The following is a 15,694-nucleotide window of genomic DNA, read 5'->3' as shown; positions in this document are numbered from 1 at the left end:
GGCCCGCCCGCCGCCAAGGCCCCGGCCTCCCTAACCCCAAGCGCTACAATGGGGCAACCGCAGCCAAGATCTGCCGCCGAGAAGAACCTCTCGCAAAGGATCCGCCATGAGAAACCACGCCCCTCGCACCCCCCTCGCCCTTGCTACCCTCGCCGGCCTCTCGCTCGCAGCCGCCCTGACCTCCCCCGTCTCCGCCCTCGCGCAGGGCGCCGTCTCCGACGGCATCCTCGTGACCATGAGCCAGCCCGCGGCCGACGAGGTCTCGCTGCTGGCAGACGCCACCTCCGCGCTCGACGCGGCCGGCCTCGAGGTCGAGGGCATCGTGAGCTTCTCGCAGGGCGAGCTCACCGTCGAGGCCCAGCCCGCAGCCGGCCAGACGGACGACCAGGCCCTCGCGGCCGCGCAGGAGATCCCCGGCGTCGACCACGCCCAGCTCAACTACGTCTACGAGCTCATCCTCCCCGCCGAGGACACCGCCGCCGGCGCAACCTCCGCCGCCGGCACCGCCACGACCCTCGCCACCACCCTGCGCGAGGCCATCGCCGCCAACGACCCCTACGCCCAGATCTCCAGCCCCTACGACTCCCCCAACCAGTACTGGCTCTACTCCTCCAACCTGGTGGGCGCCTGGGAGCTCGCGAAGACCAACAACGCCGTTACCATCGTCACGCTGGACTCCGGCGCCCGCCTCGACCACCCCGACCTCGCGGACAACATCCTCGCCGGCTACGCGTGGGACTCCGCCAACGAGCAGCCTCTCTCCGTGACCCTGGCGGAGACCGGCTCCTCGGACCACGTGGGCCACGGCACGCTCGTCGCGGGCATCGCCGCCGCGGTCACCAACAACGGGGTCGGCGTCGCCGGCGCCTCCTACAACGCCAACGTCCTCCCCATCAAGGTCCTGCCGGACAACTCCTCGACCACCGGATCCGCCGAGCTCATCCGCGCCTACGAGTACGTCCTCGACCTCGTGCGCACAGGTGAGCTCACAAACGTTCGCGTCTTCAACCTGAGCCTGGGCAGCTACAGCGAGGCCGTCAACGACGACGACCTCCACGACCTCATCCGCGAGGCCCGCGACCTGGGCATCCTCACCGTGTGCGCCGGCGGCAACGGAGACTACACCGAGCCCAACACGGACTCCGAGGGCAACTACCACGAGAACATCTACCCCGGCGACTTCGAGGAGTGCGTCAGCGTGACCGCCCTTGAGAAGGACGGCACCAACATCCACTGGTCGGACTTCAACGACGCCAAGGACATCAGCGCCCCGGGCCGCTCCATCTGGTCCACCGCGAGCACCGGCAGCGGCTACTCGGGCTCCTCGTCGGGCACCTCGCTCGCCACGCCCATCGTCTCTGGCACCGCCGCGCTGCTCTTCGCGGCCGACCCGGACGCCACGGTCGACGAGGTTCTCGAGGCAATGTACGAGACCGCGATCCCCGTCGTCGACCCCGACGACGACCGCACCCAGACCAGCGGCAGCCACGGCTCGCTCGACGCCGGCGCCGCCCTCGAGCACCTGCTCGCCTCCGACGAGCCCAAGACCCCCACCTTCTCCGACGTCTACGAGACCGACTGGTACTACGACGTCGTGGGCACGGCGGCCGCAAACGGCATCATGAACGGCCACGGCGACGGCACCTTTGCCCCGCTCACGCGTCTCACGCGTGCCGAGGTCGCCTGCGTGCTCTACAACCTCTCCGGCCAGACCCTCGAGAAGACGTCCCAGAACTGGGACGACGAGACCGGCTGGAAGGTCAGCTTCCCGGACGTCGAGACCGACCAGTTCTACACCGAGGCCATCATCTGGTGCAAGGAGAACGGGGTCATCAACGGGGACGGCGACGGGACCTTCCGCCCGCACAGCTTTGTGACGCGCCAGGAGTTTGCCTGCATGCTCGCCAACTACGCCCTCGTCATCGACGGCGACACCTCCGTCACGAGCCCCGAGGGCGTCGAGGAGACCCTCGCCTCCTTCCCCGACTCCGCCTACGTCACCGACTGGGCGCGCGCAAACGTGGCCTGGGTCGCCGGCAAGAAGATCATGGGCAACAACGGCTGGCTCTCCCCCACCGCCGCAATGGACCGCGCGACCTGCGCCGCAATGCTCGTGAACTACGCGTTTGGGGCCTAGACGAGAAGAACCCGAGCGCAAACCCAATCAGCGCAACACGTCCTCCCAGGCGCCCCCGCAAGGGGCGCCTCCCGTTTAGCGAGAAGAACCCGTCGCAAGAGGTTGTCCCTTCGCAATTAAAAGGAGACAACACATGACAGCTTGCACCAACAACGGGGGGAAGGCCCGCCGCGTCGTCACCGCGGCGCTCGTCGGCGTCCTCTCCGTCGGCGCGGTCCCGGCGATCGCGCTGGCGACCGGCACGGGCGACGTGAGCCTGCAGTCCGTCGACCCCAAGAACGACGTGGACCTCGTCAAGGCCCAGGACGGCACGGGCCACTCCGTCAGCGAGGACGCCCTGAAGACCGGCGTCTCCTTCGAGAACGGCAACAAGCAGTACCTCGTCCCGACCTGGGTCTCGGTTGAGGGTGGAGCAGCCGAGAAGGTCGACAGTGACTGGACCGTCACCTACATCGTCCCCGTCGCGAGCAGCGTCCAGGGCTCCGAGGGCGCCTATGAGGGCTTCTTCAAGGACGGAATCTACTACACGGCTCCGAACAAGAGCGGCGAGGTCGTCAACCTTAGCGGCTACACCGGGACCAGCTATACAATCAGCGCCGGAGTCGCCAAGGCCTACTTCACCGGCAACCTCTACGACGGCAACGGCGACAGGATTCTCGTTACCAACGGGGACTACGCCGTCAACGTCTCGGACAGTGACCACACCAAGTCGTTCAACTTCGAGATCGTGGCCGCCAAGTCCAACCTTGACGGACTCTACGTCTACGACGCCTCCGGCTCCGACACCTCCGACACCACGTTCACCTTCGACGCCGAGCCCCAGACGATCGGCCTGGCGGATGCCGACGGTGACGTGTTCGACACCACCGGCTACACCTTCACGGTCCGCGACGCGAAGGGCGTTGCGGTCCCCGGCAACACCCCGACCGAGGCCGGCACCTACACCGCCGAGCTGAGGAAGGACGGCGTGAGCGTCAAGAACATCTCGTTCACCATCGACGCCATCGACCTCTCCAAGGCCACCCTGCACGTCGACGACTTCACCAGCGGCCCCAACTCCGGCACCGTGGCCCAGCGCAACGGCAAGATTCTCGATGCGCTTACCATTGACGGCGAGCCCCTGACCAGCGACCTGAAGAGCTGCATCGACATCACCGTCGTCGGCCCGGAGGGCGTGCAGTACTTCGCCGACGCCAAGGGCATCTACACCGTCACGCTGAAGTCCAACCGTCCCAACGACACGAGCATCCTCAGCTCCGGGACCATCGAGGTCGCCGTCCTCGACACCGACGTCTTCACGGACGGCGCCACCCTCAAGTACGGCGACATGACCGTCACCTCCGACCTCTTCGTCAACCTCTTCAAGGGCGAGAAGTTCGACGCCTCCAAGCTGAGCGTCGTGTACGGCGGCAAGACCTACAAGGGCGACGACATCGAGGTCACCGTCGACGGCGACGCCACCGTCGAGGGCAAGCCCACCGTCTACGTCCGCGTCAAGCCCTTCCAGAAGGACGGCGACTGGCTGGGCGGCGTGACCGACTTCGACCTCCACGTCACCGGCGCCGACCTCGACGCCAACCAGCGCCTGTACTTCTACCTCGACGGGAAGCTCACGGGCGACTACGCCACCGTCACCTACGACGGCGAGGACTGGCTCAAGAAGCTCGAGGTCGTCGTGAAGGACGCCGACGGCAACGAGATTGACCCGTCCAACTACGAGGTGAAGGTCACCAAGGACGGCAAGGAGGTCGACTCCGTCGTCGATCACGGCGACTATGAGGTCAAGGTGACCGGCAAGACCTTTACCTTCGACGGCGGCGTGGGCGACACCCTCTACCTCACCGTCGACCCGCTCGAGGTCGATTGGGTCGATGTCGTGCCCGACCTCACCGCCAACGGCACCTCCTACCTCACCTGGACCGGCGAGGAGCTGAAGCCGACCTTCAAGTTCTTCGACTACGTCGACGACGAGTACGTCGAGGTCGAGGTCCCGGCCGAGGCCTACGAGGTCACCTACGTGAGGACCAAGCCGCTGCCCGAGAAGAAGGACGCCGTCGTCAAGGACGAGGGCACCTACGTCGCGTACTTCGACGCCGCGGTCGACGTCGAGAACTACCGCTTCGCCAAGGACGTCCGCGCCAACTTCGAGGTCACCAAGAAGGACGTCTTCCTCGACGTGCCGATGAACGAGTGGTACAGCCAGGGCGTCTACGAGGCCGCCAAGCTCGGCTACATGAACGGCGACGGCGCCGGCGCTACCTTCTCCCCGATGCGCGAGCTCACCCGCGCCGAGGCGGCGTGCGTGCTCTTCAACATGGCCGGCGGCGACACCATGTACTCCAACGAGACCATCCCCGGCTACAACACCGAGGGCAAGGTCTACGAGACCGGCTTCTCCGACGTCGCCGGCAACGAGTTCTTCGCCAAGGCCGTGGCCTGGTGCAAGGCGACCGGGATCATCAACGGCTACGCCGACGGCACCTTCGGCGTCTCCCGCAAGGTGACCAACGAGGAGTTCGCCTGCATGCTCGCGAACTACGCCAAGGCCAAGAACGAGTACAAGGCCGTCGACGCCGACGAGGTCCTCGCGGCCTACCCCGACGCCTCCGTCGTCTCCGACTGGGCCGAGGACGCCGTGGCCTGGTGCGTCTCCGAGGGCATCATGGGCGGCGGCGCCAACATCTCGCCTGCCGGCTCCATCCTGCGCATGCGCGCGGCGACCATGGCCGTCAACGCGCAGCCCAAGAAGCTGGGCGACCTGGTCATCACCATCAAGCCGGTCAACCCCGACCGCCAGTAGCAAGACCCGAGTCCCTCCCCTCCGGGGGAGGGCTCCCCACGGGGCTCTGTTCGCGCAGAGCCCCGTGGGGAGCCTAACGGCTCGAGCAGGCTGTCAGCGTGGCGCAGGGCGTGACGGTGCCCTCCCCCTCTACGCTCGCAAGAGAGGGGGAGGGCGGCCCATCTGGGGCCGGCAGACGCAAGTCAAAGAGATTGATCAGGTGAGGGGCGGCAGATGCCGCCCCTCACCACGTTTCCCTCGTGCTCGCTCTTGGACGATGCCCTGCTGGCGGCATGTCACGGAGGCGAGGTTACGCAGTGCCCATCTATAGATGGGTTGGGGCGACCCTCGGGCGAGGCGGCAGGCCAGATTACCCCGTCGATGGCGGAAAACGGTATGGGGGACCTCGCCGCGATGGCTTCCATGTCCAGGGACCTGATGAGGGACCTCGCCTTGGTGCCCTCGTGATATGCCCTCCTAACGGACGCCATCCGGTGCAGGGCCTTCATCTTCGACTTCCCCTTGCCGCCGCGCGGGACCTCCGTGTCGGGCGGGAGGCCGAGGAACGAAAGCACCCCCGACGGGTCCAGGAGCATGACGTCCTCGATGTCCGCCTCCGCGGCGAGGTTGACGACCATGCGGGCGCTGCCGCCAATCTCCTCCCTCAGAACCTTCCAGTCCCCCTCGTGGAACTGCGAGATGGGGGCGTTGTGCCCGTCGGTGTCGTACGCGAGGAACACGTACCAGGGGATCTCGCGGTGCCTCGCTACGCAGGACCGAAGGAACCATGCGGCGGAGTTGGTAATCTGCGAGATGGAGTTCATCGACATGAACTTGACGAGCATCTCCCGCGTCCCGTTGAAGACCGCGTAGCTCACCTCCCCGAAATCCCTACCCTCTCGAAAGTACGAGCCGGGATGGGCGGAGCATGCCTACAGGAGGTACTGACGGTAGAACTCCTCCTCCGTCTGACCCTCCACGATGAATGCGATTCCGCCTCCGTATGCCCCCTCGCGCATCATGCCTCCAAGAACTCCGCAAGAGCCCTCATGCCGTCGTCCCCGCCCGACATCAGCTCGAAGAGATGGTCCCCGTACCCGAGCCCTCGGCTCCTGGCGTTCTCGATGACGGCGTGCACCCCGCCTGGGGCGATCTTTCTGAACGTGGCGACCCCATCCCGGGACGGCACCCCCACGTAGACGTTGCCTGGCTTCAGATACTGGATGAGGTAGGGGGAGTGGCTCGTGAGGATGAGCGACGTGCCGCGCTGGTTCTCCTCCAGAATTTCCAGGAGCGACTCGAGCATCCGGGGGTGGATGCTGGTCTCCACCTCCTCGACGCCCACGCAACCCGCGCCGATCTCGCTCGCGATGATGACGTTGGTCACCAGCCAGATGATCCGCTTGGTTCCGGTCGACATGCGGGAGATGTCGACGGGCTGGTTGAGGCTCTCGTCCCTGACCGTCACCCGATACAGCTCGTCCCTGATGCGGATGGGCAGCTCCTCGTCCCCGTCCGGGAGGCTCTCACTGAGCCGGTCGTGCACCTCCTGCCTCACTTCGTAGGCGTCCACCGAGATGCTCTGGAAGCTCGGGAACAGCGAGTAGACCGCGTAGAGGAAGTCCTCGTACCTCCGCGGTGCGACGGTCTTCAGCCGGTAGAGGGATCGGGGCAGGTCGCCGTCGTCAAGCACGAGGTCCCCGTCGGAAAGCCGGTCCGGGGAGAACTCGATCAGGGGGGCGTCAAATCGCTGGCTGGCGTCCAGCGACGAGCAGGCGGCGAAGGAGAAGGACTGGACGCTCTTCACGGGTTACATCACGCCAGCCTTGCTCCCGTCTCCCCATAATAGGGGGCGGGGGCTGGGCTCCGGCCCCTTTGTGGCATGCGCCCGCATCTCGCGCGGCCGACAATTCAAGTGCATGACTTTGTGCACTACGAGTAGCAATCAACCCGACGGCATGGTGCCTCTGAAATTGGTGGCCATCATCCTCTGAAACCGTATGGTATCATCCTCTAAAATCGTTTTTCGACCGAGGGGGCGGGATGGCGGACATGACGCGCGGAGCGCTCGCGCCGGAGGGGTACCTGCCGAGGACGTGCGACGGGACCCTCCGGGAGATGCTCGGCGAGTTCGGCGCGGTCGAGGTGGCGGGCACCATGTGGTGCGGCAAGACCTGGACCTCGCTCTCTGTCTCGGAGAGCGTCACGCGGGTGGGCAACCCCGGCGTCCGCCGCGCCGTCGAGGCGGACCCGAGCCTCGCCCTGATGGGCGCGCGCCCCCATCTTGTCGACGAGTGGCAGGACGTCCCGGAGGTCTGGGATGCCGTGCGCGACCGCGTGGACTCCGAGGCGGGCGCCAGGGGGCTGTACGTGCTCACGGGCTCCTCGTCGCCGAGGAAGGAGCGAGTGAGCCACAGCGGGGCGGGCCGCATCGCGCGCCTGCGCATGCGGACGATGTCCCTCCAGGAGACGGGCGAGTCGACGGGCGCCGTCTCGCTCGCCGGGCTCTTCGACGGGCGCTTCGAGCCGCAGCTCGTGCAGCAGCGCCTCGAGCCCCTCGCGCGCATCCTGTGCCGCGGGGGCTGGCCCGCGCTCGTGGGGACCGGCGCGCCCGCGTCCCCCCGCTACCTCGACGCCTACTTCGACGCCGTCTTTGGCGTGAGCGTGCCGCGCCGCGGCCTCGACGGCGCCGAGTCGCGGCGCGTGGCGCTCTCCCTCGCCCGGAACCTGGGCACCTCCGCCAAGTACGAGACGCTGGGAGCCGACGCCTTCGGGGACGACCTCGCGCCCGAGACCGCGGCGAGGAAGGCGTCCGAGCACGTTGCGGCGCTCGAGGCGCTCTACGTGGTCGAGCCCGTCGGCGGCTGGGACGCGCCCATCCGCTCCAAGAGCCGCCTGCGCACCAAGCCCAAGCGCTACTTCGCCGATCCCTCGCTCGCCGCGAGCCTGCTGCAGGTCGGCCCCGAGCGCCTGCTCGAGGACGGCCAGCTCCTCGGCCTGCTCTTTGAGTCGCTCTGCCTCCACGACCTCGCCGTCTACGCCTCGGCCCTCCCCGGGGCCGGCCCGGACCCGCTCCACTACTACCGGGACTCGGACGGCCTCGAGGTCGACGCGATCGTCGAGCTCAGGGACGGGAGGTGGGCCGGGTTCGAGGTGAAGCTCGGCGAGTCGGGGGTGGCCGCCGGGGCGGCCGCGCTCAACCGGCTGCGACGCAAGGTCGCCGCGAACCCCGCGGCGCGCAACCCCGAGCCCTCCTTCATGGCGGTCCTCACCGGGGCGGGCGAGTTTGCCCGCTACGACGCCGAGGCGGACGTCTATGTGATCCCCCTCGCCGCCCTGGGGGCGTAGGGCCCGGGGCCTCGCCCCCGACCGGGCGACCCCGCGCCTGCCGGCGCCCGGCGGCGCTAGGCCGCGGCCTCCGCCGGGGGCGCGGGCCGGTAGGGCTGGCGCGAGCGCTCCAGCGCAAAGATCACCCGCACGAGCTTCTTGGTGGCGTGGGAGAGCGCCACGTTGTAGTGCTTGCCCTCGGAGCGCTTCTTCTCCAGGTACGCGGCGAAGGTCGGATCCCAGCGGCAGACGTACTTGGTGGCGTTGTAGAGCGCGTAGCGCAGGTAGCGCGAGCCGCGCTTCTCCATGTGGGGGAAGCAGTTCTTGAGCTGGCCGGACTGGTAGGTCGAGGGGGACATCCCGGCGTAGGCCAGGAGCTTGTCGGCGGACTCGAAGCGAGAGAGGCCCCCGGACTCCGCGATGATCATCGCGCCCATCTTGTAGCCCACGCCCGGGATGGTGGTGATGGGAGAGTCAAGCTCGTCCATGATGGAGCGGATGGAGCGCTCGACCTCGCCTATCTCGGCCCCGAGCTCGCGGATGAGGCGGATGGTGTGCTGCAGCTCCATGGACTTCGCGGGCATGCTCGACCCGATGGAGGACGCCGCGGCGGCGCGCAGGTCCTCGGCCATGCCCTCCCGGCAGTGGTGGCGGGAGCTCTCGTCGAGAAGGGCGCGCAGCTCGCGGGGGTCCGCCCCGGCCACCTGGGCGGCGCCGGGGTAGCGCTCCAGCAGCGCGTAGACCGAGACCATGTGCAGGGTGGGCACCATCTTCTCGAGCTCCGGGAACAGGATGCACACCAGTCGCGAGATGGACTGCTTGAGCTTCGCGCGGTCGCGCACCTTGTCGAAGCGGTAGCGCGTGAGCGACTTGAGGTCGGCGATCGTGCGCTCGGCCCCGCGATAGGGCTCGAGCCCCTTGCCGGAGAGCAGCATCGCAGCGATGTTCCTGGCGTCCACGCGGTCCGTCTTGGTCTTCCGCAGCGTGAGGCTCTTGCGGTAGAGGTTGGCGGAGAGCGGGTTGAGGACGAAGGTGTCAAAGCCGCTGCCCACCAAAAACTCGAGGATGTTGTGGCTGTAGTGCCCCGTCGCCTCGAGCCCCACGCGCACGGGCTCCCCCTCCGGGCGGCACGAGCAGATCCGCTCCGCGAGGCGGCTGAAGCCCTCCTGGGTGTTGGGGACGGTGAACACGTCCGCGAGCACCTCTCCGCCCTCCCCGAGGATGAAGCAGTCGTGCTTGTCCTTCGCGACGTCAATGCCAACCGAGACCATAACGGCACCTCCTATGACGCGGCCCGGCGGGGGGCCGGGCCCCCTGACGGACGGCCGGAGCAGCGCGGACGGGCGGGCCCCCTCCGCAGTTAAGGGGGCCGCGCCGCGCGCCCGCGCGGATTTGACGTGCCTGTGCTGCTATTATTTACCCATCGGGACGCGGTCCCCCACGCCTGCCGACCAGCCGCGAGGCGCCGTGGATTGGTTGTTGACTCCTACCGCATGACGGTTCTTGAAAGGCTCCGACCACGGCATCTCGCGGCTGATCTTGGCCGCGGTCGCGACCGGACGCGACCGGACGTAACCGCATGCGCCGTCTCCTCTTAGGCGGAGGCGGCGGCCGTTTGGGGCCAAGCGCGACCGCATCCCCGAGCCCTGCTCCGCCGACGGCACCGCCCGCGCCCATGTTTGCACAGCCCGCCCGCGCCCTTGGCGCCGGCCGCCCGCGCGCCGCACAGGCCGATTCCATTCAAGGTTTGGCGGCGTTTCGCTTTCGGGTTTGACGCTGCTCGTCTTTGCCGGTTGATCGTCATTCGGAGTGCGCAAAGTCATGCGCTCCGAATGACGATCAACCACCGGCACGGAGAGCTGGTGTTCTGCCGAACTCGATTGTCGGAAAATGCCGAACGAGATTATCGGAAAATACCGAACGCCACATTCGGAAAATACCGAACGCACTGCTACAATCGACGTGAGCAGAGGAGAGGGGGCCAGATGGCAGGGGGCAGGCTGACGCCGGAGGGGTACCTCCCGCGCGTGGTGGACGAGCAGGTGGAGCGCTATCTCGGGACGTTCGGCGCGGTGGAGATAGCGGGCACCAAGTGGTGCGGGAAGACGTGGACGGCGCTGTCCCACGGGGCGAGCGTGAGCTACGTCGACGACGACCTCGACCTCGCCCGCGCCGACCCCTCGCTCATGACGCTGGGCGAGATGCCCCACGTCATCGACGAGTGGCAGCTCGCCCCCCGGGTCTGGGACGCCGTGCGCCGCGGCGTGGACCGCTCCCGCGGCCTGCGAGGGGGCTGGATCCTCACGGGCTCCTCCACGCCCCTCGCCCGGCGCGGCGGCGAGGCGCCCGCCCACAGCGGCGCGGGGAGGATCGGCCGCATCCGCATGCACCCCATGACGCTCGCGGAGAGCGGGGACTCCACGGGCGAGGTCAGCCTGGCCGGCCTGTTCCGCGGGGAGTTCGCCCCCTGCGCGGCTCCGGGCGGCACCCGGGAGCTCGTCGAGCTGGCGTGCCGCGGGGGCTGGCCCGAGGCGGTCGGGATGGACGTCGCCCGCGCCCAGACGGTCGCCCGCGAGTACCTGAGGCTGTTCCTCACCGAGAGCGCGCCCGCGGCGGGCAGGGACGGCGAGGTGACGGGCAGGCTCGTGGCGTCGCTCGCGCGCAACCTCGGGCAGGCCGCGACCTACCGCACCGTCATCGCGGACATGTACGGCGGGGAGGACGACCCCGCCTCCCTGATCTCGGACGACACCCTGGCGTCGTACCTCGCGTTCCTCAAGGCCAGCTACCTCGTGGAGGAGGTCCCGGGGTGGGTCCCGCAGGCCCGCTCGCGCAAGAGGCTCGCCACCAAGCCCAGGCGCTACCTGGCCGACCCGTCGCTTGCCGCCGCGCAGCTCGGCATGGGGCCCGACGCCCTGCTGGGCGACTGGCAGACCTTCGGCCTGCTCTTCGAGGCGATGTGCGTGCGCGACCTCACGGTCTTCGCGCGTGCCCTGCCCGACATAGGCTTCGAGCCGGTGCGCTACTACCGCGACGACTCGGGCCTGGAGGTGGACGCGGTGGTCGAGCTCGCCGACGGCAGGTGGGCGGCCTTCGAGTTCAAGGTGAGCGAGGACAAGGTCGCCGCCGGCGTGTCGAGCCTGCTGCGCCTGCGCCGCAAGCTCTGCGAGAACCCGCGCGCCCGGGTGCGGGAGCCCGAGTTCGTGGCCGTGGTCACGGGCGTCTCGCGCTACGCCCGGCGCACCGGGGAGGGGGTCTACGTGGTCCCTCTGCGCTGCCTGGGCGCCTAGTGGGCCTCCCGCCCATGTCGCGCATCCCGGACGTAAGCAACCCATTGGCACGCAACGGCCGGCCGCCCTCGGCCGCCATGCTAAAAACTCGCACGGGATGCAGATCTTTCGCATTGCGGGCGAGCGCGCCACGGGCACGGTCTGATACCATGCTAAAAACTCGCAAGAGATGCAGATCTTTCACATTGGAGCAGACGTGATCGTTCGCCAGAGGTACCTCGACCGGCTCATGCGCTTTCGCGACCGCGACCTCATCAAGGTGGTCACGGGGGTGAGGCGCTGCGGGAAGTCCACCCTGCTCGACATGGCGCGGGAGCACCTGAGGGCAGAGGGCGTCCCGGAGGGGAGGCTCCTGGAGTTCAAGATGGAGTCCATGGAGTTCGACGGCATAGGGGACTACCGGGACCTCTACGCGATCGTGCGCGAGCGGGCCGAGGGCGTGGAGCGGCCGTACCTCTTCTTCGACGAGCTGCAGCAGGTCGAGGGCTGGGAGAGGGCCGTGAACTCCCTTCGCGTGGACCTCGACTGCGACATCTACGTGACCGGCTCGAACGCCTACCTGCTCTCCAGCGAGCTCTCCACGATGATCTCCGGGCGCTACGTGGAGGTGGAGATGCTCCCGCTCACCTTCGCCGAGTACCTCGACTTCCGCGGGGCGGAGTGGTTCCCGGCCGGGGGCCCGCAGGCCGACCTCGTGCGCCTGCGGGACGGCTCCTACGGCACGCTCTCCGCCATGCTGGACCAGTACCGGCGCTACGGGGGGCTCCCCTTCCTCGCGCTCTCGGAGCCGGACGCCGCCGAGCACCGGGCCTACCTCAAGTCGCTCCACGACACCGTGATCGTCCGCGACATCCTGGAGAGGGACCGCCGCCGGGGGGCGCGCAGGCTCACGAACCCCGACCTCCTGCGCAGGCTCTGCTCCTTCCTGGCGGACAACGTGGGCAACGAGAACTCCACCAACAGCATCGCGGGCACCATCCGCGCCGAGGGCGCGCGCGTGGCCAACGAGACGGTGGACGCCTACGTCTCCGCCCTGTGCGACGCCTACCTCTTCTACCCCGTGAGGCGCTACGACATCAAGGGCAGGGAGCTGCTCAAGACCGGGGGCAAGCACTACGTGGTGGACCCGGGCCTGAGGAGCTACCTCCAGGGCTACCGCGACGCGGACCAGGGGCGGGTCTTCGAGAACATCGTGTACCTGCAGCTGCTCTACGACGGCTGGGACGTCTCCGTGGGCAAGCTCCGCTCCGGCGAGGTGGACTTCGTCGCCACACGCGGGCCCGAGCGCGTCTACGTGCAGGTGACCGAGGACATGACCGACCCCGGGACCATGGCGCGCGAGCTCGCCCCGCTCCGGGCGGTGCGCGACGCCTACCCCAAGATGGTCGTGGCCATGCGCGGCAGCTACCCCACGGACGTCGACGGCATCAGGATCCTGTCCGCCGCGGACTTCCTGCTGCACCGGGCGTAGCGCGAAGCGCCCGGGGCGCGCGCCCCCGTCTCCCCATAAAAGGAGACAACACATGACAGCTTGCACCAACAAGGCCAGGGGCGCCGTCGTAGCGGCCCTCGCGGGCGCGCTGGCGCTCGGCGCGGCCCCCGCGGTCGCGCTGGCGGAGGGCGCCGGGATCGAGCTCCAGGCCGTGACCAACCTGAGCAGCGCGGAGCTCACCAGCGCCACGAACGCCCAGAACTCCTCCGCTGCCGAGGGCGCAACGTTCGTCCCCGGCAAGGGGCAGTACCTCGTGCCGACCGCACTCGACGGCGAGGGAATCGACGACAGCTACTCCGTCTGGTACGTCGTCCCCAGCGAGGCTCTTACCGACACCATTGAGGCCGACCACTACGACGGCCTCGGCGTGGGCGGCAACTACTACCGCGTCGCGGGCACCAACGAGGACGGCTCCACCAAGTACGAGAAGGTCATCTCCTCTTACTCCGGCGGGGACCTCAACGCCTACCAGGCGAGCCTATACTTCAACAACCTCCTCTGCGATGGCGGCGGGAAGCCCGTCTACGCCACCGAGGGCACCTACGCCGTCTACCTGACCAAGGGCAGCGAGCGGACGCCCGACTACGAGTTCAACCTCAAGGCCGCCGCGACCACCCTCGAGGGCGCCTACGCCTACGTCGGCGACCCCTCCAACAAGGAGATCGTCTTCAACAACCTTAACCTCACCACGAACGACATCAAGTTCGCCGACAAGGACGGCAACAAGCTGGACGTCGTCAAATGGAAGTGGTACAAGGCCGACGGGACGAACTTCGCCGGCAACACCGGCGCCGTCACCTACGCCGGCACCTACTTCTGCGACATCGAGACGCGTGACGGCAAGACCGCCCGCGTCGAGTTCGTCGTCCAGCCGCTGGACCTCACCGCGGCCGACGTTGCCTACCCCGACGGCGAGCTCGGCCCCGCGAACCGCACCGCGCTCCTCAACGGCCTCTTGGTGAACGGTCAGACGATCAACACCGGCATCGCGTCCCTCCTCAAGGTTACCGACGCCGACAGCCCCGACTACGACGCGAAGGGCACCCACGAGGTCACCATCGGGGTCGATGCCGACGCCATCGACAGCCTCATCGAGGATAACTCCAACCGCAAGGGCCTCGAGGACTCCATCAAGGGCTCCGCGACCGTCGAGTACGCCGTACTCGACGACGAGGTCGCCAGCGCCGGCACCCTCCGGTACGGCGACTACACCCTCTCCGGCAACCCCGCCCAGCTCACCATCGACCTGTTCTCCGGCCAGGCCTTCGACTCCGACAAGCTCCAGCTCGTCGGCACCGACGGCAAGACCTACAGCGGCGACGACCAGCTCGAGGTCACCGTCGACGGCGACGCGACCGTCAAGGGCGACTACGACGTCACCGTCCGCGTCAAGCCCTACAAGGGCACCTACAAAAAGTGGTACGGCGGCAGCAAGCTCCTCAAGCTTCACGTCACCGGCGCGGATCTCGTCGCGAACCAGCGCCTGTACTTCTACCTCGACGGCAAGCTCGCCGGCAACGACGCCACCGTCACCTACGACGGCGGGAACTGGCTCGAGAAGCTCGAGGTCGTCGTGAAGGACGCCGACGGCAACGAGATCGACCCGTCCAACTACGAGGTCAAGGTCACCGACGAGTCCGGCAAGGAGGTCGAGTCCGCCACCGACGCCGGCGACTACAAGGTCCAGGTCAACGGCAAGACCTTCGAGTTCGACAGCGACACCGACGCGGACTTCGACCTCACCGTCGCTCCGCTCTCCGTCGACAATATCGAGCTCGTGGGCGACATCACCGCCAACAACACGCCCTACCTCACCTGGACCGGCGAGGAGCTGACCCCGGACTTCAAGTTCTATGACAAGGTCGACGGCGAGCTCGTCGAGGTCGAGGTCCCGGCCGAGGCCTACGACGTGACCTACATGATGAGCTATCCGTCCCACAAGGAGGACGCCGAGCTCAAGGACGCCGGCATCTATGTCGCCACCTTCGAGACCGCGGTCGACGTGAAGAACTACGTCGTCGGTGGCAGCGTCGAGGTCAATGTCACCGACAAGGGCGTCTTCCTCGACGTGCCGACCGACGAGTGGTACAGCCAGGCCGTCTACGACGCCGCGACCAACGGCTACATGAACGGCGACGGCGCCGGCTACACCTTCAGCCCCATGCGCGAGCTCACCCGCGCCGAGGCGGCCTGCGTCCTGTTCAACACGGCCGGCGGCGACGCCCTCTACGGCAACCTGCCCGGCTACAACGAGTACACCGGCACCTACGAGACCGGCTTCTCCGACGTGACCGGCAACGAGTTCTACGCCAAGGCGATCGCCTGGGCCGAGCAGACCGGCGTCATCAACGGCTACGCCGACGGCACCTTCGGCGTCTCCCGCAAGGTGACCAACGAGGAGTTCGCCTGCATGCTGGCCAACTACGCCAAGGCCAAGGGCGAGGACGTGACGGTCGAGGACGCCGACGCCACGCTCGCCGCCTACCCCGACGCCGACGGCGTCTCCGACTGGACCAGGGAGTCCGTCGCCTGGGCCGTCGAGGCCGGCGTGATGGGCAACGGCTCCGCGATCTCGCCCGCCGGCTCCATCCTGCGCATGCGCGCGGCGACCATGGTCGTGAACTACCAGCCCGAGAAGGCCGACAGCTCTCTCATCCCCATCGCCTAGC

The 15,694-nt window shown here is 68.1% G+C and carries 9 protein-coding genes; 6 read left to right on the top strand and 3 right to left on the bottom strand.

The features are described from left to right. Positions 1–106: 106 nt before the first annotated feature. A complete protein-coding gene (locus NW198_RS09535; protein ID WP_258340930.1) occupies positions 107–2,137 on the top strand; it encodes a S8 family serine peptidase in 2,031 nt (676 codons plus the stop codon). A gap of 133 nt (positions 2,138–2,270) precedes the next feature. Continuing rightward, positions 2,271–4,937 carry an S-layer homology domain-containing protein gene (locus tag NW198_RS09530; RefSeq protein WP_258340929.1) on the top strand — a complete coding sequence of 889 codons (2,667 nt, stop codon included), beginning with the start codon at positions 2,271–2,273 and terminating at the stop codon, positions 4,935–4,937. A gap of 275 nt (positions 4,938–5,212) precedes the next feature. Here the strand turns inward: NW198_RS09530 and NW198_RS09525 are convergent, their stop codons facing one another. Continuing rightward, positions 5,213–5,794 (bottom strand): hypothetical protein, encoded by a 582-nt coding sequence (locus NW198_RS09525; protein ID WP_258340928.1) that lies wholly within the window; start codon positions 5,792–5,794, stop codon positions 5,213–5,215. A gap of 140 nt (positions 5,795–5,934) precedes the next feature. Further along, positions 5,935–6,723 carry an ATP-binding protein gene (locus tag NW198_RS09520; RefSeq protein ID WP_258340927.1) on the bottom strand — a complete coding sequence of 263 codons (789 nt, stop codon included), beginning with the start codon at positions 6,721–6,723 and terminating at the stop codon, positions 5,935–5,937. 236 nt (positions 6,724–6,959) lie between these two features. On the opposite strand from NW198_RS09520, the gene NW198_RS09515 reads away from it, so the two are divergent. Continuing rightward, positions 6,960–8,264, top strand: coding sequence for an ATP-binding protein (locus NW198_RS09515; RefSeq protein ID WP_258340926.1), 1,305 nt, complete (start codon positions 6,960–6,962; stop codon positions 8,262–8,264). 56 nt (positions 8,265–8,320) lie between these two features. Here the strand turns inward: NW198_RS09515 and NW198_RS09510 are convergent, their stop codons facing one another. Continuing rightward, the gene (locus NW198_RS09510; RefSeq protein ID WP_258340925.1) at positions 8,321–9,514 is read right to left on the bottom strand and encodes an IS110 family transposase; all 1,194 of its coding nucleotides are present in this window, start codon (positions 9,512–9,514) and stop codon (positions 8,321–8,323) included. A 714-nt stretch (positions 9,515–10,228) separates the two neighbouring features. Between NW198_RS09510 and NW198_RS09505 the strand changes: the two genes are divergently transcribed. The 3 genes from NW198_RS09505 to NW198_RS09495 all read left to right on the top strand — a co-directional run bounded on the left by NW198_RS09505 (position 10,229) and on the right by NW198_RS09495 (position 15,693). Then, a complete protein-coding gene (locus tag NW198_RS09505; RefSeq protein ID WP_258340924.1) occupies positions 10,229–11,533 on the top strand; it encodes an ATP-binding protein in 1,305 nt (434 codons plus the stop codon). Positions 11,534–11,729: 196 nt separating this feature from the next. Then, the gene (locus tag NW198_RS09500; protein WP_258340923.1) at positions 11,730–13,004 is read left to right on the top strand and encodes an ATP-binding protein; all 1,275 of its coding nucleotides are present in this window, start codon (positions 11,730–11,732) and stop codon (positions 13,002–13,004) included. A gap of 52 nt (positions 13,005–13,056) precedes the next feature. Next, positions 13,057–15,693 carry an S-layer homology domain-containing protein gene (locus tag NW198_RS09495; protein WP_258340921.1) on the top strand — a complete coding sequence of 879 codons (2,637 nt, stop codon included), beginning with the start codon at positions 13,057–13,059 and terminating at the stop codon, positions 15,691–15,693. The last annotated feature ends 1 nt before the right edge of the window (position 15,694 follow it).

Source organism: Thermophilibacter sp. ET337 (assembly GCF_024733715.1).
Taxonomy (GTDB): Bacteria; Actinomycetota; Coriobacteriia; order Coriobacteriales; family Atopobiaceae; genus Thermophilibacter.
This window is presented reverse-complemented; position numbering and strand designations above follow the sequence as displayed.

What these genes read in the sequence shown, in the direction of transcription:
- NW198_RS09535 (WP_258340930.1), top strand. Translation starts at nt 107, where the DNA reads ATGAGAAACCACGCCCCTCGCACCCCCCTCGCCCTTGCTACCCTCGCC.
- NW198_RS09530 (WP_258340929.1), top strand. Translation starts at nt 2,271, where the DNA reads ATGACAGCTTGCACCAACAACGGGGGGAAGGCCCGCCGCGTCGTCACC.
- NW198_RS09515 (WP_258340926.1), top strand. Translation starts at nt 6,960, where the DNA reads ATGGCGGACATGACGCGCGGAGCGCTCGCGCCGGAGGGGTACCTGCCG.
- NW198_RS09510 (WP_258340925.1), bottom strand. Translation starts at nt 9,514, where the DNA reads ATGGTCTCGGTTGGCATTGACGTCGCGAAGGACAAGCACGACTGCTTC.
- NW198_RS09505 (WP_258340924.1), top strand. Translation starts at nt 10,229, where the DNA reads ATGGCAGGGGGCAGGCTGACGCCGGAGGGGTACCTCCCGCGCGTGGTG.
- NW198_RS09495 (WP_258340921.1), top strand. Translation starts at nt 13,057, where the DNA reads ATGACAGCTTGCACCAACAAGGCCAGGGGCGCCGTCGTAGCGGCCCTC.